The sequence below is a fragment of the Metabacillus sp. SLBN-84 genome (genome assembly GCF_053629595.1).
The window spans coordinates 1,762,052-1,782,601 of record NZ_JBRJIP010000001.1; the positions used below are offsets into that span (position 1 = coordinate 1,762,052).

General features: G+C 46.3%; 22 protein-coding genes. All 22 read left to right on the plus strand.

The genetic code is table 11. The features are described from left to right. Positions 1-12: 12 nt before the first annotated feature. A complete protein-coding gene (gene folE, locus RKD52_RS08925) occupies positions 13-579 on the plus strand; it encodes a GTP cyclohydrolase I FolE (protein ID WP_454099432.1) in 567 nt (188 codons plus the stop codon). Between the two features lie 30 nt (positions 580-609). Beyond that, positions 610-837, plus strand: coding sequence for a trp RNA-binding attenuation protein MtrB (gene mtrB, locus RKD52_RS08930; RefSeq protein WP_342826604.1), 228 nt, complete (start codon positions 610-612; stop codon positions 835-837). A gap of 102 nt (positions 838-939) precedes the next feature. After that, positions 940-1,755: a heptaprenyl diphosphate synthase component 1 gene (locus RKD52_RS08935; protein WP_051827265.1), complete on the plus strand. Its 816-nt coding sequence runs from the start codon at positions 940-942 to the stop codon at positions 1,753-1,755. Position 1,756: 1 nt separating this feature from the next. Next, positions 1,757-2,452: a demethylmenaquinone methyltransferase gene (locus tag RKD52_RS08940; protein ID WP_369733766.1), complete on the plus strand. Its 696-nt coding sequence runs from the start codon at positions 1,757-1,759 to the stop codon at positions 2,450-2,452. Between the two features lie 116 nt (positions 2,453-2,568). Next, entirely contained in the window at positions 2,569-3,531 is a 963-nt protein-coding gene (gene hepT, locus RKD52_RS08945; protein ID WP_454099433.1) for a heptaprenyl diphosphate synthase component II, read from the plus strand. 101 nt (positions 3,532-3,632) lie between these two features. Then, positions 3,633-4,079, plus strand: a complete 447-nt coding sequence (gene ndk, locus RKD52_RS08950; protein WP_029280253.1) for a nucleoside-diphosphate kinase — start codon at positions 3,633-3,635, stop codon at positions 4,077-4,079. Positions 4,080-4,711: 632 nt separating this feature from the next. Further along, a complete protein-coding gene (locus RKD52_RS08955) occupies positions 4,712-5,485 on the plus strand; it encodes a CheR family methyltransferase (protein ID WP_454099434.1) in 774 nt (257 codons plus the stop codon). 76 nt (positions 5,486-5,561) lie between these two features. Next, a complete protein-coding gene (gene aroC, locus RKD52_RS08960; protein WP_454099435.1) occupies positions 5,562-6,734 on the plus strand; it encodes a chorismate synthase in 1,173 nt (390 codons plus the stop codon). Further along, on the plus strand, positions 6,734-7,819 hold the full coding sequence (gene aroB, locus RKD52_RS08965; protein WP_454099436.1) for a 3-dehydroquinate synthase: 1,086 nt from the start codon (positions 6,734-6,736) through the stop codon (positions 7,817-7,819). Before aroC ends, aroB begins: the two co-directional genes overlap by 1 nt. After that, on the plus strand, positions 7,816-8,181 hold the full coding sequence (gene aroH, locus RKD52_RS08970) for a chorismate mutase (protein ID WP_454099437.1): 366 nt from the start codon (positions 7,816-7,818) through the stop codon (positions 8,179-8,181). Before aroB ends, aroH begins: the two co-directional genes overlap by 4 nt. Positions 8,182-8,517: 336 nt before the next feature. Beyond that, a complete protein-coding gene (trpE, locus tag RKD52_RS08975; protein ID WP_369733759.1) occupies positions 8,518-10,062 on the plus strand; it encodes an anthranilate synthase component I in 1,545 nt (514 codons plus the stop codon). Beyond that, complete coding sequence (gene trpD, locus RKD52_RS08980; protein WP_454099438.1) at positions 10,034-11,050, plus strand: anthranilate phosphoribosyltransferase; 1,017 nt, start codon at positions 10,034-10,036, stop codon at positions 11,048-11,050. The genes trpE and trpD overlap by 29 nt, the downstream gene beginning before the upstream one ends. After that, complete coding sequence (gene trpC, locus RKD52_RS08985) at positions 11,043-11,801, plus strand: indole-3-glycerol phosphate synthase TrpC (RefSeq protein ID WP_454099439.1); 759 nt, start codon at positions 11,043-11,045, stop codon at positions 11,799-11,801. Before trpD ends, trpC begins: the two co-directional genes overlap by 8 nt. Next, positions 11,798-12,454 carry a phosphoribosylanthranilate isomerase gene (locus RKD52_RS08990; RefSeq protein ID WP_454099440.1) on the plus strand — a complete coding sequence of 219 codons (657 nt, stop codon included), beginning with the start codon at positions 11,798-11,800 and terminating at the stop codon, positions 12,452-12,454. Before trpC ends, RKD52_RS08990 begins: the two co-directional genes overlap by 4 nt. After that, a complete protein-coding gene (gene trpB / locus RKD52_RS08995) occupies positions 12,435-13,664 on the plus strand; it encodes a tryptophan synthase subunit beta (RefSeq protein WP_454099441.1) in 1,230 nt (409 codons plus the stop codon). Before RKD52_RS08990 ends, trpB begins: the two co-directional genes overlap by 20 nt. Next, the gene (gene trpA / locus RKD52_RS09000) at positions 13,627-14,448 is read left to right on the plus strand and encodes a tryptophan synthase subunit alpha (RefSeq protein ID WP_454099442.1); all 822 of its coding nucleotides are present in this window, start codon (positions 13,627-13,629) and stop codon (positions 14,446-14,448) included. Before trpB ends, trpA begins: the two co-directional genes overlap by 38 nt. A gap of 51 nt (positions 14,449-14,499) precedes the next feature. Beyond that, positions 14,500-15,582, plus strand: coding sequence for a histidinol-phosphate transaminase (gene hisC / locus RKD52_RS09005; RefSeq protein WP_454099443.1), 1,083 nt, complete (start codon positions 14,500-14,502; stop codon positions 15,580-15,582). 58 nt (positions 15,583-15,640) lie between these two features. Further along, positions 15,641-16,753, plus strand: coding sequence for a prephenate dehydrogenase (locus RKD52_RS09010; RefSeq protein ID WP_454099444.1), 1,113 nt, complete (start codon positions 15,641-15,643; stop codon positions 16,751-16,753). An 11-nt stretch (positions 16,754-16,764) separates the two neighbouring features. Continuing rightward, positions 16,765-18,075, plus strand: coding sequence for a 3-phosphoshikimate 1-carboxyvinyltransferase (aroA, locus tag RKD52_RS09015; RefSeq protein ID WP_454099445.1), 1,311 nt, complete (start codon positions 16,765-16,767; stop codon positions 18,073-18,075). Positions 18,076-18,344: 269 nt separating this feature from the next. Next, positions 18,345-18,974 carry a hypothetical protein gene (locus RKD52_RS09020; RefSeq protein WP_454099446.1) on the plus strand — a complete coding sequence of 210 codons (630 nt, stop codon included), beginning with the start codon at positions 18,345-18,347 and terminating at the stop codon, positions 18,972-18,974. Positions 18,975-18,987: 13 nt separating this feature from the next. After that, positions 18,988-19,242, plus strand: a complete 255-nt coding sequence (locus RKD52_RS09025) for a hypothetical protein (RefSeq protein WP_454099447.1) — start codon at positions 18,988-18,990, stop codon at positions 19,240-19,242. A gap of 23 nt (positions 19,243-19,265) precedes the next feature. After that, positions 19,266-20,531 (plus strand): tetratricopeptide repeat protein, encoded by a 1,266-nt coding sequence (locus tag RKD52_RS09030; protein ID WP_454099448.1) that lies wholly within the window; start codon positions 19,266-19,268, stop codon positions 20,529-20,531. Positions 20,532-20,550: the final 19 nt, after the last annotated feature.

Sequence of the window (20,550 nt, forward strand, 5' to 3'; positions counted from 1 at the left end):
GGGAGGAAAAGTATGGGGCAAATCAACACACAGCAGATTGAAGAGGCGGTCAGGCTGATCCTTGAAGCAATAGGTGAGGATCCTAACCGCGAAGGGCTGCTTGATACTCCGAAACGAGTCGCAAAAATGTACTCGGAAGTATTTTCAGGACTTAACGAGGATCCAAAGGAACATTTTAAAACCGTGTTCGGAGAGGATCATGAAGAACTCGTTTTAGTAAAAGATATCCCTTTTCACTCCATGTGCGAGCATCATCTCGTCCCTTTCTTCGGAAAAGCGCATATCGCATACATACCCAAAGGCGGAAAAGTAACCGGTCTGAGCAAGCTTGCAAGAGCAGTTGAAGCCGTTTGCAGAAGACCTCAGCTGCAGGAGAGAATCACGTCAACTATTGCGGAAAGCATCGTCGATTCCCTTGAGCCGCACGGCGTTATGGTTGTCGTCGAAGCAGAACATATGTGCATGACAATGAGAGGCGTCAAAAAGCCGGGGAGCAAAACGATCACATCAGCTGTCAGAGGCGTCTTTACAAATGATGCTGCTGCCAGAGCAGAAGTTCTTTCATTTATAAAAGAATAAGCAACTACATAAAAACGGGGGTGAACCTGCTTGAAAGAAAATACAAATGATTTCCTTGTGATTAAAGCAATCGAAGACGGAGTAAACGTAATCGGGCTTACGCGGGGGTCGGATACCCGCTTTCATCATTCTGAAAAACTTGATAAAGGCGAAGTAATGATTGCGCAATTTACAGAACACACATCTGCCATTAAAATCAGGGGCAAAGCGCTTATTCAGACAGGCCACGGAGAAATAGAGAGCGATTCCAGAAGATAATACTCCGCCCGGCGCACTTATGGTATAATAATCAGTACTAAGCATGACGAACGTTGTTGCTATTGCTGGCTTTCCGAAAAAATTTCTTACGTGGGGACAAGGGTGATTCATTTGCAAGACATCTATGTACAATTAGCTAAAATCAAAGACGCATTACATGTAAAACTCACTCATCCATTTTTAGCGAAATATATACCTTCTCCAATGATTGATGAAGATAAATTGCTTCTCTTTTATGCTCTGTTTGATCAGACGGATCTTCCGGAGGAAAAGAAAGAAAATTACATCATTACTGCGATGCTTGTGCAAATTGCCCTTGATACTCATGATGAAGTCTCAACGTCTGCTCATCTCAGGCAGGAAGAGTTCAAGCAAAGACAGCTTATTGTTCTTGCAGGGGATTATTTCAGCGGACTCTATTACGCGCTTCTTTCTGAAATGCAGGATATCGGAATGATTCGGACGTTAGCAACGGCAATAAAAGAAATCAATGAACACAAAATCCGTCTTTACGAACAATCGGCGGCTGATTTTGATTCATTTACAGCAAGCCTGCTTAAAGTGGAAACCTCCCTGTTTGAGCATGTGTCAGACTATATTCAGGCCGGCATATTCTCAAGGCTTACGACTGCGTTTCTTTCATACAAACGGCTCCTGCTTGAAAAAAGCAAATACAGCTCAGAATCTCATCACCGCACAGGTGATTCTGCCAAAAAGAAAAAGAATGCCGGTGCCATTGAATGGACGGGTGTCTATTTAAAAGAGTTCTGCAACCGTTATTTTGAAGAAACGGCAGCCTTGATCGAAAGCAGTTTTCAGCAGCCGTCTTCTCTTCAGAAGGTTCTCTTGGCGAGGCTGCAGTCTTTTAAGTATAATCAGGAGATGAGATACACTACGCTTGCGGAAGAAGGGTTATAACATGCAGCAGTCAAAAGAGGAAAGAGTACACTCTGTATTTGAGAAAATCTACAAGAACTATGACAAAATGAATTCCGTTATCAGCTTTCAGCGCCATATAGCATGGCGCAGGGAAACGATGAAGCGAATGAACGTAAAAAGGGGAGCGGCGGCCCTTGATGTATGCTGCGGGACGGCGGACTGGACGATTGCCATGGCAGATGCTGTCGGTCCTGAAGGCAGGGCGGTCGGTCTTGATTTCAGCAACAATATGCTGAAGATCGGAAGAGAAAAAATCAAAGCCCATTCAAACATTGAACTGATTCATGGAAATGCGATGGAGCTGCCTTTTGCTGACAATACCTTTGATTATGTCACAATCGGATTTGGCCTCAGAAACGTTCCTGACTATATGACAGTCCTCAAAGAAATGCACCGTGTAGTCAAGCCGGGCGGGAAAGTCGTCTGCCTGGAAACCTCACAGCCGACGATGATAGGCTTTAAACAGGCATATTACGCTTATTTCAGGTTTGTCATGCCGCTGTTTGGAAAGCTGTTTGCCAAAAGCTATGATGAGTACTCATGGCTTCAGGAGTCTGCAAGAGACTTCCCGGGCATGAAGGAGCTTGCCCGGATGTTCAGGGATGCCGGCTTTAATGACGTGGAAGTAAAACCTTATACAGGCGGAGTTGCAGCGATGCATCTCGGTGTAAAGTAGAAAAGGACGGGTACTTATGCGGCCTGTAACACGGGTCTCACAGGAATTGCACTTATTTTTTTTCAGCACGCACAGGTTCATCCGGATTTAAAAATGCGAGTATTTAGGTGAATTGAATGAAATTTAAAATGGCGTATTCGTTTCTAAATGCAGATCTCGATCTGATCGAACAGGAACTTGAAAAAACGGTTAGCTCCACAGAGCCTCTGCTAAGCGAGGCAGGGCTGCATCTTCTTCAAGCAGGGGGAAAGCGGATTCGCCCTGTTTTTGTATTGCTTTCGGCCATGTTTGGCGAATATGATATTGAAAAAGTGAAAAAAGTGGCCATTGCACTTGAAATTATACATATGGCATCACTTGTGCACGATGACGTCATCGATGATGCTGAACTCAGACGCGGAAAACCTACGATTAAAGCGAAATGGGACAACCGCATTGCCATGTACACCGGAGATTATTTGTTTGCAAGATCACTTGAAATTATGACATCCCTCGAGAACGTTGCCGCCCACCAGATTCTCTCCAAAACCATTGTAGAAGTTTCGCTTGGCGAAATTGAGCAGATCAAAGACAAATATGACTATGAACAGAACCTGCGGGTCTACTTGAGACGCATTAAGCGGAAGACGGCTCTTTTGATTGCTGCAAGCTGCCAGCTAGGGGCGATCGCAGGAGGAGTGCCGGAATCTGTTCACAGAAAACTGTTTCTGTTTGGCTATTATGTCGGCATGTCTTTTCAGATTACAGATGACATCCTTGATTTTACTTCTACAGAAGAAGAACTCGGAAAACCGGTAGGGGGAGATCTGCTTCAGGGAAATATTACGCTTCCGGTTCTTTATGCAATGGAAGATGACGAACTGAAGCAAAAAATCAGCAAGGTGCACAGCAGAACGACGAAAGAGGAGATGGATGAAGTCATCCGTGCCATCATAGCGTCTGATGCGATCAGCCGGTCTGTAAAGGTCAGCGATATGTATCTTGAGAAGGGTTTCAAAATCCTGAGCGAGCTCCCAAGAAACAGAGCGAGATCAGCTCTTTCAAGCATTGCAAAATATATTGGAAAAAGAAAATTTTAATTTCATCCGCTCCATGCGATTGCGAAAATAGTGAAATAATGGTACGATTTCCATGGGCCATGAAAGCCCATACATAACAATCGCGGGGTGGAGAAATTAACATGGAAAAAACATTTATGATGGTCAAGCCTGATGGCGTTCAGCGTCAGCTTATCGGTAAAATCGTTTCCAGATTTGAAAGTAAGGGTTTACATTTGGTCGGGGCAAAATTGATGCAGATCCCTGTATCTCTTGCTGAACAGCACTACGGGGAACATAACGGCAAGCCATTCTTCGGTGAATTAGTTGAATTCATCACATCCGGACCAGTTTTCGCAATGGTTTGGGAAGGGGAAAATGTGATTGAAATTTCACGCACGATGATGGGGAAAACCAAACCAGCCGAAGCATTGCCGGGTACAATCAGAGGCGACTATGGTTTATTTGTCGGAAAGAACATCATTCATGGATCTGACTCTCCTGAGAGCGCAGAGCGCGAAATCGGCTTATTCTTCAAAGCTGAAGAGCTTGTAGAATACGATAAAGATATTCATACCTGGATCTACTGATCCGCATGAAAAGCCAGCAGAGATGCTGGCTTTTATTTATTTTCGACTAGAGCAAGCAGATAGAACCTCTTTCTGCTGCAGGACATTCCCTTTGGTGAATGGTTAGAGGAAAGGGGATGAATCGTTCCCTTTAAAACCGAAAAACGATATCGGAGGGTAAGCAACGGTCAGAATCGTACCCTGCAAAACCGAAAAACGATATCGGAGGGTAAGCAACGGTCAGAATCGTACCCTGCAAAACCGAAAAACGATGTCGGAGGGTTAGCAAAGTCCCGAATCGTACCCTGCAAAACCGAAAAATGATAACGGAGGGTAAGCAACGGTCAGAATCGCACCCTGCAAAACCGTAAAACGATATTGGAAGGTAAGCAGCGGTCAGAATCGTACCCTGCAAAACCGTAAAACGATATCGGAAGGTAAGCAACGGTCAGAATCGTACCCTGCAAAACTGTAAAACGATATCGGAGGGTAAGCAAGCCCGCGCCCTCCCCCCAGACAGCCAGTGAAAAGGAGCTGAGTACGCTTGAAACATCCATCCACCCTGATTTTTCAGATTTTTTAAAACTCATTTCACAAGTCGTTCTCCAAATCCGATATACTATACATAATGCATGTACAGAGGAGAAACGTTAATGGAATACGAGCAGTTTATAAACGAAATTAAAAGGATGACGGGGATTGATCTGTCGCTCTACAAGGAAGCACAGATGAAAAGAAGGTTAATTTCCCTCTACATAAAAAGAGGATGCAGCGGGTTTCGGGACTACAGTGAACGTCTGCGGAAAGAGCCGGAGCTGCTGGCCGAGCTGCTTGACAAAATGACGATAAACGTCACAGAATTTTACAGGAATAAAAAACAGTGGGAAATGCTTGAAACGAAGCTTCTTCCGGACATGATCAAAAAGCCCGGGACGCTGAAGGTGTGGAGTGCGGCCTGCTCAACCGGCGAAGAGCCCTATACGCTTGCCATGATTTTGTCAAAGTACGCTGCCCTGTCAGACATCCGCATTCTGGCAACAGATTTGGATGAAACGGTACTAAAAAGAGCGGAAGCGGGGGTTTTTCCTGAAAGAAGCCTGTCAGAGCTGCCTGACGGAATGAGGGGCAAATACTTTTCAGGAGATGGGACAGGCTATAAAATTAAGAATGACCTGAAAAAATCGGTGCAGTTCAGAAAGCATAATCTTCTCTCAGACCGTTATGAAAGCGGCTTTGATTTGATAATTTGCCGCAACGTTCTGATTTATTTTACAGAAGCGGCGAAAGAAACCATTTATGAAAAGTTCTCAAATGCGCTGAAACCGGGGGGAATCCTGTTTGTTGGAAGCACAGAGCAGATTTTTCATGCCCATACATATGGTCTGGAATCGGCAGGCACTTTTTTCTACAGAAAAAAACAACTGTAAATCTTTCTATTCATCCTTAGGAGGATATGATATAGTGTTACTTAAAAGCGTTAGTGCGATGAAGGGAGAGCTTTAGATGAGATACTTAACAGCAGGAGAATCACATGGTCCTCAGTTAACTGCAATTGTGGAAGGAGTGCCGGCAGGTCTTGCTATTACTGCCGAGGACATCAACCGCGATCTTGCGCGCAGACAAAAAGGACATGGCAGAGGAAGAAGAATGCAGATAGAAAAAGATGAGGTGCAGATAACAAGCGGAATCCGCCACGGAAAAGCGCTTGGCTCTCCAATTGCACTCGTTGTTGAAAATAATGATTGGAAGCATTGGACAAAGATTATGGGGATCGAGCCTTTAGAAGAAGGCGAGGAAAAGGAGATCAAGCGTCAGATCAGCCGCCCCCGTCCCGGTCATGCTGATTTGAACGGTGCCATTAAATACGGACACCGCGATATACGCAATGTGCTTGAGCGGTCTTCAGCCCGTGAAACAACGGTCAGAGTAGCTGTAGGCGCAGTCGCTAAAAGACTGCTTGCAGAACTTGGGATCAAAGTGGCAGGTCATGTTGTGGAAATCGGTTCTGTAAAAGCAGAAAAGACAGAATACTCTTCAATTGAAGAACTGCAGCGTGTAACAGAGGATTCGCCGGTCAGATGCCTCGATGAGGATGCTGCCGTTAAAATGATGCAGGCGATTGATGATGCCAAGAGCAACGGAGACTCAATCGGAGGCATTGTTGAAGTGATTGTTGAAGGGATGCCTGCAGGAGTAGGCAGCTACGTCCATTATGACCGCAAGCTTGATTCGAAAATTGCGGGTGCTATCATCAGCATCAATGCTTTCAAAGGCGTTGAGTTTGGAATGGGCTTTGAGGCTGCACGAAAATTCGGAAGCGAAGTGCATGATGAAATTACTTGGTCAAAAGAACAGGGCTACTCCCGCAAAACGAACCGTCTCGGAGGATTTGAAGGCGGAATGTCAACGGGCATGCCGATTGTGGTCAGAGGAGTCATGAAGCCGATTCCTACCCTTTACAAACCGCTGCAAAGTGTTGATATTGAAACAAAAGAGCCGTTTTCTGCAAGTATTGAACGTTCGGACAGCTGTGCAGTTCCTGCTGCAAGTGTTGTGGCTGAAGCGGTTGTCGCATGGGAAATTGCATCAGCCATAGTAGAACAATTCGGCTCTGACCGTATGGACGCCCTGCAAAAAGAAATTCAGGAAATTCGCGAGTACGCGAGGGAATTCTAATGAAACAGCTTGTTGTTGAAACCTCTGCAAGTTCCTACCCTGTTATTGTCGGGGCAGGTGTGATTGAAACAGAACTAATGAAACAGCTGGAGCGGTTAAACCCAAGCAGAATCCTGGTTATTGCCGATTCAGCTGTTCAGAATCTATACGGGGATAAGCTGATGCGGGCAGTCAGCTCATTCCCGTCCGATGTTTATGCCGTTCCGAGCGGAGAGGAAAGCAAGTCATTTCAAATGTATTATGACATTCAAACGTTTGCCCTGAAGCAAGGACTTGACAGAAAATCTCTCATTCTCGCATTCGGCGGAGGCGTTATTGGCGACCTTGCCGGCTTTGTCGCTGCTACCTATATGAGGGGCATTCCTTTTATCCAGCTTCCTACAACGCTGCTTGCCCATGACAGCGCTGTTGGCGGTAAAGTGGCCGTCAATCATCCGGAAGGGAAAAATATGATTGGTGCCTTTTATCAGCCTGAAGCTGTCATTTATGATCTTGATTTCCTTGAATCCCTGCCTGAAAGCGAACTGCGGTCAGGTTTTGCAGAAGTCATCAAGCATGGGCTGATAGGAAATGAAGAGTTATACAGATGGCTGAGTCGTGAGATACATGATGTGCGCAGAATCAATGATTCCATGCTGCAGCGGATGATCCTGCAAGGCATTTCTGTAAAGGCTGCTGTCGTTAAAGAAGATGAAAAGGAATCAGGAGTGAGGGCGCATCTGAATTTTGGCCACACCCTCGGTCATGCAATCGAATCAGGAGCAGGATACGGGAAGATCAGCCACGGCGACGCAGTCGCAGCAGGCATGCTCTTTGCTGTATGGCTGAGTAATCTCACTCTCTGCGCGGATCTTCCGTACGAAGAGATTAAATCGTGGTTTGGTGAGCTCGGGTTTCCAACAGCAGTTCCGAGCCATCTTGATACAGACCTGCTCATTAGCAAAATGATGAAAGATAAAAAAGCCAGCTCGGGAACCATCACAATGGTGCTTCTTCAGTCTATTGGTGAATGCAGAACGCAAGCCTTTGAAAAAGACCGTTTAAGATCCCTGCTGGAAAACTGGAGACAGGAGGGAACTGTATGATTCGGGGAATAAGAGGAGCTGCAACCGTTCAGCAAAACAATGAGCAGGAAATAATACAGGCAACAGAAGCGCTGCTTCTTGAGATGATCGATCTCAATCATGTGAAGGCTGAAGATGTGACGTCCGTCCTGTTTTCAACAACAGCGGATTTGACCACAGTGTTCCCTGCTAAAGCGTTACGGAATTTTGATGGCTGGGAATATGTTCCTGTTATGTGCATGCAGGAAATTCCGGTTGAAGGAAGCCTTGAGAAGTGCATCAGGGTCATGATGACGGCTGAAACACCGCTTAGCCAAAAGGAAGTCAAACATGTTTATCAGGGAAAAGCGACGGTTTTAAGGCCGGACCTTTCAGGAAAATAAACGTCACAGCTGGGAAGTCTTTCGTTGACACTATTCAAAAGCTGTATTAACATAGTTCACAAGAATAGAAATTAGAAGAGAGCTTCTAATATGTTCCAGTGCGGTAGTTGAGTTTAGAGATCAGGAAAACACAAGAGACACGATACATTTAGCAAGAGTTTAGTTTAGGGTAGCCGAGAATGAGTCAGTTTAGCTGAGGTATTTTTATATTTACGCTGCGGCATACGTCTACCCAAAAACAGGTCATCCTCGTTTTTGGGTTTTTCTGTTTACCGCGGGCAACCTTCTATAACCTCCTAAATACTTATTCTCCACACTGCTGGAGGAGTGAGTACAATGTTTCATACTGATTTTGCCTCATTTAAAGAGGACAGCGGACAGTTTCGGACGATCCCCGTCATCAAATCCTTTCAAGTTGACACCTTTACGCCGATACAGCTCTTTAAGGTGTTTGAGGATGAAGCAGTCTATCTGCTTGAAAGCAAAGACGCGGAATCATCCTGGTCACGCTATTCCTTTATCGGATTAAATCCATTTTTATTTATTGAAGAAGAAAAGAACCGTTACTGTGTCCGTTCCAAACAGCGGCAGACGCTGCATGAATCATCCTCTCTTAAAGAGATTTTCAAGTGGATGGACGCGTATTTAAAAGTGAAGGTCCCGGACCTCGATATTCCTTTTGCCGGCGGAGCAGTCGGATATCTCGGATATGATTCTGTCACGATGTTTGAACGGGTTCCGCAGCACAAACATCAGGATCTTTCCTTTAAAAAATGCCTGCTGTTTGTCTGTTCGACCATGATTGCCTATGATCATCAGGATAAGAAGCTTTCGTTTATCCAATATGAACGTCTTACCGGCAAGGAATCGGAAGAGGGAATACGCGCTGTCTACGGAATGGCAGAAGCGAAAATCAGCCAGCTGATCTCAAAGCTTGGCGAGAAAAGGGATTTTCACGACCTGATGCTTTCGCCTACGGATCAGGCATCCGTTTCTTTTGAGGGTGTCACTTCAAACTTCGAAAAAGCAGACTTCCTTGAAGCTGTTGAAAAAATCAAAGAATATATCCGCTCAGGCGATATTTTTCAGGGCGTTCTTTCTCAGCGGTTTGAAATCCCGGTAACGGCAGGAGGATTTGATCTCTACCGCATGCTCAGGGTCGTGAACCCTTCCCCTTATATGTTCTATATTAAGTTTGACGGCACAGAGCTGATCGGAAGTTCTCCTGAACGGCTGATCTACGTACAGAACGGATATTTGGAAATCCATCCGATTGCAGGCACAAGGAAGCGCGGGAAAACCGAGGAAGAAGATTTGCTTCTTGAAGAAGACCTTCGACAGGATGAAAAAGAAAAAGCAGAGCATTACATGCTGGTGGACCTTGCAAGAAACGATATAGGCAGAGTGGCCGAATACGGATCAGTTAAAACGCCTGTTCTAATGGAGCTTGGACGCTTTTCACATGTGATGCACCTGATATCAAAAGTAACCGGCCAGCTGAAAAGCAGCACACATCCGATTGATGCCCTGCTTTCTTCCTTTCCCGCCGGCACAGTGTCCGGTGCTCCCAAGGTTCGTGCCATGCAGATTCTGCAGGAGCTTGAGCCGACAGCGAGAAATGCATACGCCGGCTGCATAGCCTACATTGGATTTGACGGAAATATCGATTCCTGCATCACAATCAGAACAATCGCTCTTCAGGGAGGTAAGGCTTATGTACAGGCAGGAGCCGGAATTGTTGCCGACTCAAAGCCTGAGCTTGAGTGGAAGGAAACGAGAAACAAAGCAAGTGCGCTTATTAAAACGATCGAGCTTGCTGAAAAAGTGTTCGGACAGAAGGAGGGTGACGGGAATGAAAGCTTTGCTGAACAAATGCATTGAAGGCCACACGCTGTCTGAACAGGAAGCGATGAGTGCCATGAATCAGGTCATGGAAGGAAAAGCAACTCCTAGTCAGATAGCAAGCTTTATTTCCATTCTCAGATTCCGCGGGGAAACGGTCGATGAACTTGTCGGGTTTGCTAAAGCAATGAAGCAGCATATGACGCGGATTGAATATAAAGAAGATGTGATTGATACGTGCGGAACAGGCGGAGACGGCGCCTCAACCTTCAACATTTCAACTGCATCCGCCATTTTGGCATCCTCAATGGGCGTAAAAGTGGCAAAGCATGGGAACCGTGCTGTTTCGTCAAAGAGCGGCAGTGCAGATGTGCTTGAACAGCTCGGAATCATGATTCAAACCTCACCTGAGGAAGCGAAAAGAGCCCTCCATGAATATGATATGAGCTTTTTGTTCGCGCCGATCTATCACGCATCCATGAAGCATGCGGTAAATCCCCGGAAGGAAATCGGATTCAGGACTGTTTTTAACCTTCTTGGTCCTCTTGCCAATCCTGCAAATGCAAGACGGCAGGTGATGGGTGTCTTTTCGGCGGAATATGCTGAGAAAATTGCTCATGCCCTCAGGGAGCTTGGTTCTGAGCACGTTCTTCTTGTGACCGGGAGAGACGGTCTTGATGAATGCAGCATTACTGGCATAACAGATGTCGTAGAACTGAAAAACGGAAACATCACGCGTTATGAAATCACACCTGAAGAAATGGGTCTTGAAAAAGGGGAACTAAAAGACATTCAAGTGGAAAGCCCTTCTGAAAGCGCCGAATTAATTCTTTCCGTTTTCCAAGGCAGGAAAAAAGGGGCTGCAGCCAATATTGTTGCACTGAATGCGGGAGCTGCCCTTTACGTTGCAGGTAAGGCAGACAGTCTGAGAGAAGGAGCTGCGGCTGCTAAACAGGCGATTGAAAATGGTACGGCATACCGTCAGCTTGCACGGCTTCAGCGCAAAAAGGAGGAACAGTATGCTTAATCAGATTCTTGAGAAAAAACGGGAAGAAGTTCAATCCCTGAATATACCTGAAAGAAAGCACGTTTCAGAGAGGTCTTTTTACAGTGCCCTCAGACAATCTGCAAGAAAGCCAGCTCTGATAGCAGAAGTTAAGAAGGCTTCTCCCTCTAAAGGGATCATCAAAGAATCGTTTCATCCTGTTGAAATCGCAAAGGCATATGAAGCCGGAAAAGCAGACTGCCTGTCGGTATTGACGGATGAAACGTTCTTTCAGGGGCACAGAGATTATATCGCCCAAATAAAAGAGAAAGTCAGCCTTCCTGTATTGAGAAAAGATTTTATCATTGATCATAAACAAATCATTGAGTCCAGCCATATTGGCGCAGATGCTGTCCTGCTGATCGGTGAAGCGCTGGACCCGATTTTGCTTCATGAGCTTTATGTTCATGCGGGTGAACTGAATCTTGACGTCCTTGTGGAAGTGCATTCGCTGCCAGTGCTTGAAAAACTGCTGCCGCATTTCACGCCAAAGATTCTGGGAGTCAACAACAGGGATCTTACGACCTTTCAAACCGATATCCGTCAAATTGAAAAAATCAGTGAGGCAGTGCCTAAAGAGACGCTGCTCGTGAGCGAGAGCGGCATTTTCACGTTCAGCGACGTAGAAACCGTTAAAAGCAGGGGCGCTGACGCCATTCTGGTCGGAGAATCCCTGATGAGGGAAGAGAATCAGACGTCGGCCATTCAAAGGCTTTACGGTGAAACAGAATGAACAAGCCGCTCATTAAGATTTGCGGGAATCGCTCTCTTCACGATTTATCACTGACCGCGGCTTCATCCGCTGACTATCTGGGTCTGATTTTTGCAAAAAGCAAGAGGCGGGTTCAGACGGAGCAGGTAAAGGAGTGGCTGCAAAAGGTGGACCTGAGAGGGAAAAAGCTCGCAGCAGTGTTTGTAAATGCGCCAAATGAAGAAATTGAGAGCGTTCTGAGAGAACTTCCGATTGACGTTATCCAGCTCCACGGAAGCGAAACCCCTGATCAAGCAGGCGAAATCAAGCGCAGGTTCGGGGCGGAAGTCTGGAAGGCCCTTCCCCATAAAGAGGATACTCTCTCCCTTATGAGAGACTATGAAGATTCAGCCGATGGTTTTGTTATAGATTCAAAAGTTAAAGAGACGTTTGGCGGAACAGGGGAAACCTTCGACTGGTCGAGTGTCCCTGCCTATATAAAAGCAGCAGAAGAAATGAACAGGAAGATATTTATTGCAGGAGGAATCGGTCCTGACAACATTGACGGCCTGCTGGCATTGACGCCTGGTGGAATCGATCTGTCGAGCGGTATTGAACAGAATGAGAGAAAAGACGAGCTATTACTCAGAAGATTTGAAGAAAGGGTGAATCAGCATGTATCAATTTCCCGATGAGTTTGGCAGATATGGAGAATTCGGAGGAAAGTATGTTCCTGAAACGCTAATGCAGCCGCTGGCTGAACTTCAGGAGGCATTTGAGGAAGCCATTGCAGACAGCGGGTTTATGAACGAATACCGCCGCCTGCTTTCGGAATATTCCGGACGCCCGACGGCTTTGACCTATGCAGAAAACGTGTCGGAAAAGCTTGGCGGAGCAAAAATCTTCTTGAAAAGAGAGGATTTGAATCATACAGGCGCCCACAAAATCAATAACGCAATCGGCCAGGCGCTGCTTGCAAAAAAAATGGGGAAAACGAAGATCATAGCTGAAACAGGAGCAGGCCAGCACGGTGTTGCGGCTGCAACGGTAGCGGCAAAGTTTGGCCTCGAATGCAAAGTATTCATGGGACAGGAGGATGTCAGCAGACAGGAGCTGAACGTATTCCGGATGAAGCTGCTTGGCGCAGAGGTCATTCCTGTCCACAGCGGAAACAAAACGCTGAAGGATGCCACGAATGAAGCGATCCGCTACTGGGTGCAGCATTGCGAAGACCATTTTTATATGATCGGATCCGTTGTCGGTCCACACCCGTACCCGCAAATGGTCAGAGAGTTTCAGAGAGTTATAGGAGACGAGGCAAAAGAGCAGCTTCAAAGCAGGCTGAATACTCTTCCGGACAAAGTTGTGGCATGTGTCGGAGGGGGAAGCAATGCGATTGGCATGTTCGCTGCCTTTATTGATGAAGAAGTTGACCTTGTAGGTGTAGAGGCTGCAGGTAAAGGAACTGATACTGACCTTCACGCAGCAACGATTGCTAAAGGAACGAAGGGTGTCATCCACGGCTCTCTGACGTATCTGCTTCAGGATGAACACGGCCAGATTACGGAGCCGTATTCCATTTCGGCCGGGCTTGACTATCCGGGAATCGGTCCTGAGCATGCCCATCTTTCGTTAACAGGCCGTGTTTCCTATGAAAGTGTAACAGACGATGAAGCAATGTCAGCATTAACGTTCCTTGCGCAGGAGGAGGGAATTCTTCCTGCCATCGAAACAGCCCATGCGCTGGCAAAGGCGTTTGACCTTGCAAAGCAGATGAAACGGGATGAAACACTGATGATTTGTTTATCCGGACGCGGTGATAAGGACGTCCACACATTAATGGATTCTTTTGAAGGGGGCGGCAAGCATGAAGACACACCTGCAGAACCTGCTTTCACAAAATAAGAAGCTTTTCGTTCCGTTCATTACAGCGGGAGATCCAAACGGTGAGGCGACCATCGGACTTGCACTTGCCCTGCAGAAAGCCGGCGCCTCGGCTATTGAGCTTGGCATTCCCTATTCAGATCCGCTTGCAGACGGACCTGTTATTCAGCGGGCATCTCAAAGAGCTCTCGCAGAAGGAATGAATATTGTAAAAGCAATGGAACTCGTTCCGGTGATGAGAGAAAATGGTCTGACTATTCCAATCATTCTTTTTACGTATTATAATCCTGTGTTACAATTAGGAAAAGAATCCTTTTTTGCTTTAGCGGAGAAAAATACAATCGACGGACTGCTGATTCCGGACCTTCCTTTTGAAGAAAGCGGAGATCTGAGGGAATCATGCAGACAGCATGGGGTGACGTTCATTTCCATGGTGGCCCCGACTTCAAGCGGCCGGCTGAAAAAAATCGTCTCAAGTGCGGAAGGCTTTCTGTACTGCGTATCATCGCTCGGTGTAACGGGCTCGCGCAAAACCTTCGACAAGCGCATCTTTGATTTCCTTGAAGAAGTAAAACAGGAGGCGGATGTCCCTGTCCTAGTCGGCTTTGGCGTTTCCACGAGGCAGCATGTGGAAGAACTGACCAAAACGTGCGACGGAGTCGTTGTAGGCAGCGCCCTGATCGAAGAAGTGGAACGATTATCGCAAAAGCTCAAAGACCCGGATGCGCGGATTGCTGCTTTTGAAGAATTTCAGAAGAAAGCCGCTTCCTTTGTATTGCCCGCTGAAGTTGAAATCGGATCATAGAGCAGCATGCGAAGGCTTCCTTCGCGTTCAAAACAGAAGAGGTGTCTACTTATGCAAATTAAAGATCAGCTTACAAATCTAAAACCCTACCAGCCGGGCAAGCCCATTGAAGAAGTGAAGAGAGAATACAATCTGACTCATATCGTCAAGCTTGCTTCTAATGAAAATCCATACGGCAGCTCCGAAGCTGCCAAGGCAGCCATCCAGAATGAACTGAATCAGCTTGCCATCTATCCGGATGGCTACAGCGCCATGCTGCGCGAAAAGCTTGCTTCATTCCTGAACGTCAGCGAGTCTGAGCTGATTTTCGGAAATGGTTCAGATGAAATCGTTCAGATCATTTGCCGTGCGTTCTTGAAGCCGGGGACAAATACCGTTATGGCTACGCCAACTTTTCCCCAGTACCGTCATAATGCGGTGATTGAAGGAGCAGAGATCAGAGAAATTCCACTTGTGGACGGATACCATGATCTTGATGCGATGCTTGCGGCGATCGACCCGGAAACAAAGGTTGTCTGGCTGTGCTCGCCGAATAATCCGACGGGAACTTACATCAATGAACCGTCTCTTTCGGCTTTTCTTGAAAAAGTGCCGCAGCACGTGCTCGTCATTCTTGATGAAGCCTACTATGAATATGTGACAGCGGAGGATTTTCCGGAAACACTTCCGCTCATTAGAGAATTCAAAAATGTCATGATTCTCCGCACGTTTTCAAAAGCGTACGGACTTGCCGCCCTCCGCGTCGGGTATGGTGCAGCCAATCGTGAGCTGATTAAAAGCATTGAGCCTGCAAGAGAGCCGTTCAATACAAACCGCCTCGGACAGGCAGCCGCTCTTCATGCTTTGGATGACCAGGAATTTATTCTTCAGTGCAGAGAAAAGAATAAACAGGGACTAGAGCAATTCTATCAGTTCAGCGAAGAGCATGGGCTCAGCTACTATCCTTCAGAGGGCAATTTCATTCTGATCGATTTTAACAGAGACTCTGACGAAGTGTTTCAGGCTCTTCTTGAAAAAGGATACATTGTCCGTTCCGGCAAAGCGCTCGGATTTCCGACTTCTATCCGCATTACTGTCGGCACAAAAGAACAAAACGCGGAAATCATCAGCATCCTTGCCGAATTGATTTCTTAACCTAAAGAGGTGATGCTGTCACCTCTTTCTTCATACATAAAATCCGTAGGTGATAACAATGGATCAGCCAATAAAAAGAATACATCTGATCGGACTCGGTTTAATTGGAGGATCGATTGCGCTATCAGTAAAAAAGGAATTTCCTGATGCCTGGATTACCGGGTATGATATTAATCAAAGCCAGCTTGAGATTGCCAAAACACTTACCGTAATAGACGAGGCAGCCCGCAGCCAGTTTGAAGACATTGAAACAGCGGATTTAATCATTCTTGCGGCACCGGTGGAACAAACTCTTTCAATGATAGATACGTTAAGCGGCATGGAGCTGAAGAAGGACGTCATCATCACGGATGTGGGAAGCACCAAGCAGAAGATCACGGCCTGTGCAGCAGCAGCCTTTAAAGGCGATGTCCATTTTATCGGCGGACATCCGATGGCAGGCTCTCATAAATCAGGTGTCACTGCCGCACGAGCGCATCTTTTTGAGAATGCGTTTTATATTCTGACTCCCGCCAAAACAACGAGTGAGGACTCCATAAATAAACTGAAGAACATTCTAAAAGGAACAAATGCGCATTTTATTGAAATGACACCGGAAGTCCATGATGAAGTAACAGGAGTGATCAGCCACTTTCCCCATATCGTCGCAGCAAGCCTCGTTCATCAGGCTGGACGGTTTGAAGACACTCATCCTGTCATTAAAAGACTTGCAGCAGGAGGCTTCAGGGACATTACGAGAATCGCTTCAAGCAGTCCAGCTATGTGGAGGGACATTCTCCTGCATAATAAGGAGAAGCTCCTCACTCTGTTTGAAGACTGGGAACGGGAAATGAGCCGTGTGAAGCATATGGTGGAAGACCTGGACAGTTTCGCTCTCTTCTCTTATTTTAAAGATGCAAAGGACTACAGAGACGGACTTCCCGAAAGAGAAAAAGGCGCAATTCCTTCTTTTTATGATTTATATGTCGATGTTCCTGATTATCCAGGGGTTATCTCTGAGATTACCGGGTACCTTGCAATGGAGGAAATCAGCATTACGAATATCCGGATCATTGAAACACGCGAAGAAATTTACGGTGTCCTGAGACTGAGTTTTCAAACGGACATCGACCGTGAGCGAGCACAGAAGTGCATAGAAAAATATACAGATTACAAAACTTTTTTCAGTTAAGAGGTGCTGGTATGAAAAGCGAGAGAAAACTGCAGATAGCAGAAGGCCTCAAGGGCTCGATAGCTATACCCGGAGATAAATCCATTTCACACAGAGCGGTGATGTTCGGCGCGCTGGCAGAAGGGGAAACGGTGATCGACAACTTCCTGGCAGGGGCGGACTGTCTGTCTACAATCGCCTGCTTCAGGCAAATGGGCGTTGAAATTGAGCAAAACGGAACTCATGTCAGAGTAAACGGCAAGGGAATGGATGCTCTTAAGGAGCCTTCAGGCATTCTGGATGTGGGCAATTCCGGAACAACTACCCGGTTAATGCTTGGCATTCTTGCAGGACGGCCTTTTCATTCCTGCATCATTGGAGATGAATCTATTGCAAAACGGCCCATGACACGGGTGACGAATCCGCTCAGAGAAATGGGCGCTTCCATTGACGGCAGGGAGGAAGGCAATTATACGCCGATTTCCATCCGCGGAGGCAAACTGAAGGGGCTGAAGTATACGTCTCCTGTAGCAAGCGCACAGGTGAAATCAGCTATCCTGCTTGCAGGGCTTCAGGCGGATCAGGAAGTGACAAGCGTAACAGAGCCGCATAAATCACGTGACCACACAGAACGGATGCTTCGTGCGTTCGGTGCAGAGGTGCGGGAAGATGGACTGACTGCTGAGATTGTAGGCGGCCAGACATTAAAAGCTGCAAAAGTGGACGTGCCGGGAGATATTTCATCCGCAGCGTTTTTCCTGGCGGCGGGGGCAATTGTTCCAAACAGCAGGATCACTCTTGAAAATGTCGGTATTAATCCAACGAGAACAGGTATAATCGATGTTTTAAATAATATGGGCGCAGATCTGACAATTGAAGAAAAAGGTTCAAGCACCCATGAGCCTGTCGCGGATTTAACTATCTCAACTTCCTCATTAAAAGGAACGGTGATTTCAGGGGACCTGATCCCGCGTCTGATTGATGAAATCCCGATCATTGCCCTGCTTGCCACACAGGCAGAAGGCGAAACCATTATTAAAGATGCCAGTGAGCTGAAAGTGAAAGAAACAAACCGGATTGATACAGTCGTTCAGGAGCTTGGCAGGCTTGGAGCTGAAGTGATCCCGACAGATGACGGAATGATTATCCGCGGCAAACAAAAGCTGTCAGCTGAGAAAGCATCCGTTTCAAGCCATGGTGATCACAGAATCGGCATGATGCTTGCTGTTGCAGCCATGATAACAGAGGGTGAAGTCAGCCTTTCCGGACATGAAGCGATTGATGTTTCGTATCCTTCATTTTTTGAGCATGTGAATGAACTCTCAGGAAACTCTGCGGTTTAATCCACATACAGCCTGCGGAGAATCTCCGCAGGCATTTTTCATCGCTAAGGAAAGACTATTGATATCATGACAAAGTTATCCACGGCTAGCGTAAGCGCCTAGATCCTCTGTCAGAACAAATCCGACAAAAAAGTCGGGACCCGGACTTTTCCGTCGGATTCTTATCTGCCTATCGGATCTGATCAAAGCGCTTCCGCTTTTGTTAGCATATTTCCCTCTATATCCTCATAGCTTGTCTTAAGAAGATGACAAGGGAGGGATAAGCGGAAGTGGCCTATATAATTGAAGATGCAGTCATTATTAAGCATGCAGCAGCTGAAAAAACGTCCATTCTCGTACGGAACAACAAAATGGATTATATCCATTCTTCAGTTAAAAATATGGCCTATATGAAAATGGACGCTTCTCCGTATGTGATGACACCCGGGCACGTTATGCTTGATTTCTCCATAAACGGTCCTTATTCGGAAGCCAAACCCATTTTTAAGGACAAGCTCATAGCAGCCGGGTGTACAGCCGTCATAACGGTTGCCCGCGCCGAATATGAACGTGAATTATCAGATGCAGTCAGGAAAAAAAGACAAAGGATGATTAATTCCCCAATTGATTACTGCATCGGTGCAGCCATTCCGCTCAAAAGACTGACTCCATCCCTGCTAATTGCCTGCAAACGCCAGAAGATTCCTTTGCTTGTACTTGAGATTCAGCCCCAGGATGATCTTACAGGATTCCCGTGGGAGTGGATCCGCAGCAGCATCTACCAATTCCCGATGACGTTTCTGCCAAAATGGCCAGAACGTGCCTTGCAGGACAAGCAGCAAAAAACGTTCGAAGCTCTGATGAAAAAAACACCGCTTCTCAGCAAGTGTTGCCTGCCCGCCCGAGCATACCATTCTTGATAAAAACCTTCTGATGAAAATCGGCCTGTTTCCTGATAAAGGAGATATCCGCATCGGCGGCGAAGTTGACTATAACCTGTATGAGGGAAATGCATTCAATTCAGTTGAAGATTTGTCCTCAAGCGGGTATCATAGTCATATTCCTAAATTTACGGTTCATAAAGGACAGCTGCTGAAAGCCGGTGAAACGATTTTTTTAAAGCCGGGGTTTGGAGAAGAGCGCACCGTTGCCATGTCCGGCAGGTTTGCTGCTCAGGCTGTTCCGTAACTGGAATGGAAAGGGCGTTAAAGGTGAACAACACATTATCTGAAGCAATTGAACTGGTTGAATCGGGACAGGTTGAGGAAGGGCTTAAAAGGCTTTCCGGTCTCGAAAACAAACTGCACGATGAAGAAAAATTTCTGCTCGCAGAAAAATACTATCAGTGGGGGAATACAGATCAGGCACTCTCCATTATGGAGGATATGTATCTTCTCTATCCTGAAGAGTCTGAAGTAACCGTATTTCTTGCAGAAATCTATATCGACATGGATCAGGAAGAAAAAGCAATCGACCTCCTGAATACCATTCCTGAGACAGATCCTGCTTATGTACAGGCATTGATTCTCTCAGCAGACCTTTACCAGATGCAGGGTCTGAACGAAGTAAGCGAACAAAAGCTTCAAGCAGCAAAAAAATTAGTGCCTGATGAGCCGATTATCGATTTTGCACTCGGAGAGCTTTATTTTCATCAGGGGCATTACCATAAAGCCATTCCTTTTTTCAAAGACGTGCTTAAGGAACACAGTACCGTCACAGGTGTAAACGTTTATCAGAGATTGGCAGAATCCATCAGCGCAAGCGGCGAATTTGAAGAGGCTCTGCCTTTTTACGAAAAAGCAGCAGTTGAGCAGGTTGATCTGCACACGCTGTTTGGCTACGGGTTTACGGCCCTGCAGGCAAATTATCCGAAGACAGCGATTGAGCAGTTTCTGAAGCTGAAAGAACTGGATCACGAATATACATCGCTCTATCTTTTCCTTGCAAAGGCTTATGAGGCTGAAGGAATGCTCGGGGAAAGCCTTGATGCTGTTAAAGATGGACTTAAAGTAGACGAATACAATAAAGAGCTGTATGTATACGGCGGAAAAACTGCACTTAAAAACAATCAGCCGGATGAAGCTAAAGCATTGCTTCAGCAGGCGATTGCCATTGATCCGGGTCATGTGGAAGCGACCATCACCCTGACGAATATCTACATGCAGGAACAGCTTTATGAAGAGGTCATCGACTGTCTGAAAGAAGTCATGAGGTACGGTGAAGAAGATCCTCAATATGACCGCAAGCTTGCACGCGCCTATCATGAAACAGAACAATATTCGGATGCATTAAACCATTACCAGCGAGCATATAATTTCTTCAAGGAAGAACCAGACTTTTTAATGGAGTACGGGTATTATCTGCTTGAGGACGGAAACCGGACAGCTGCAAGGGAGATGTTCAGCAGGGCTTTAAAGCATGATCCTGCGAATGTCGAAATCGAAGAGATTTTGATGCAATTAGAAGATGATTTTTAACACTCGGCCGGAAGGAATT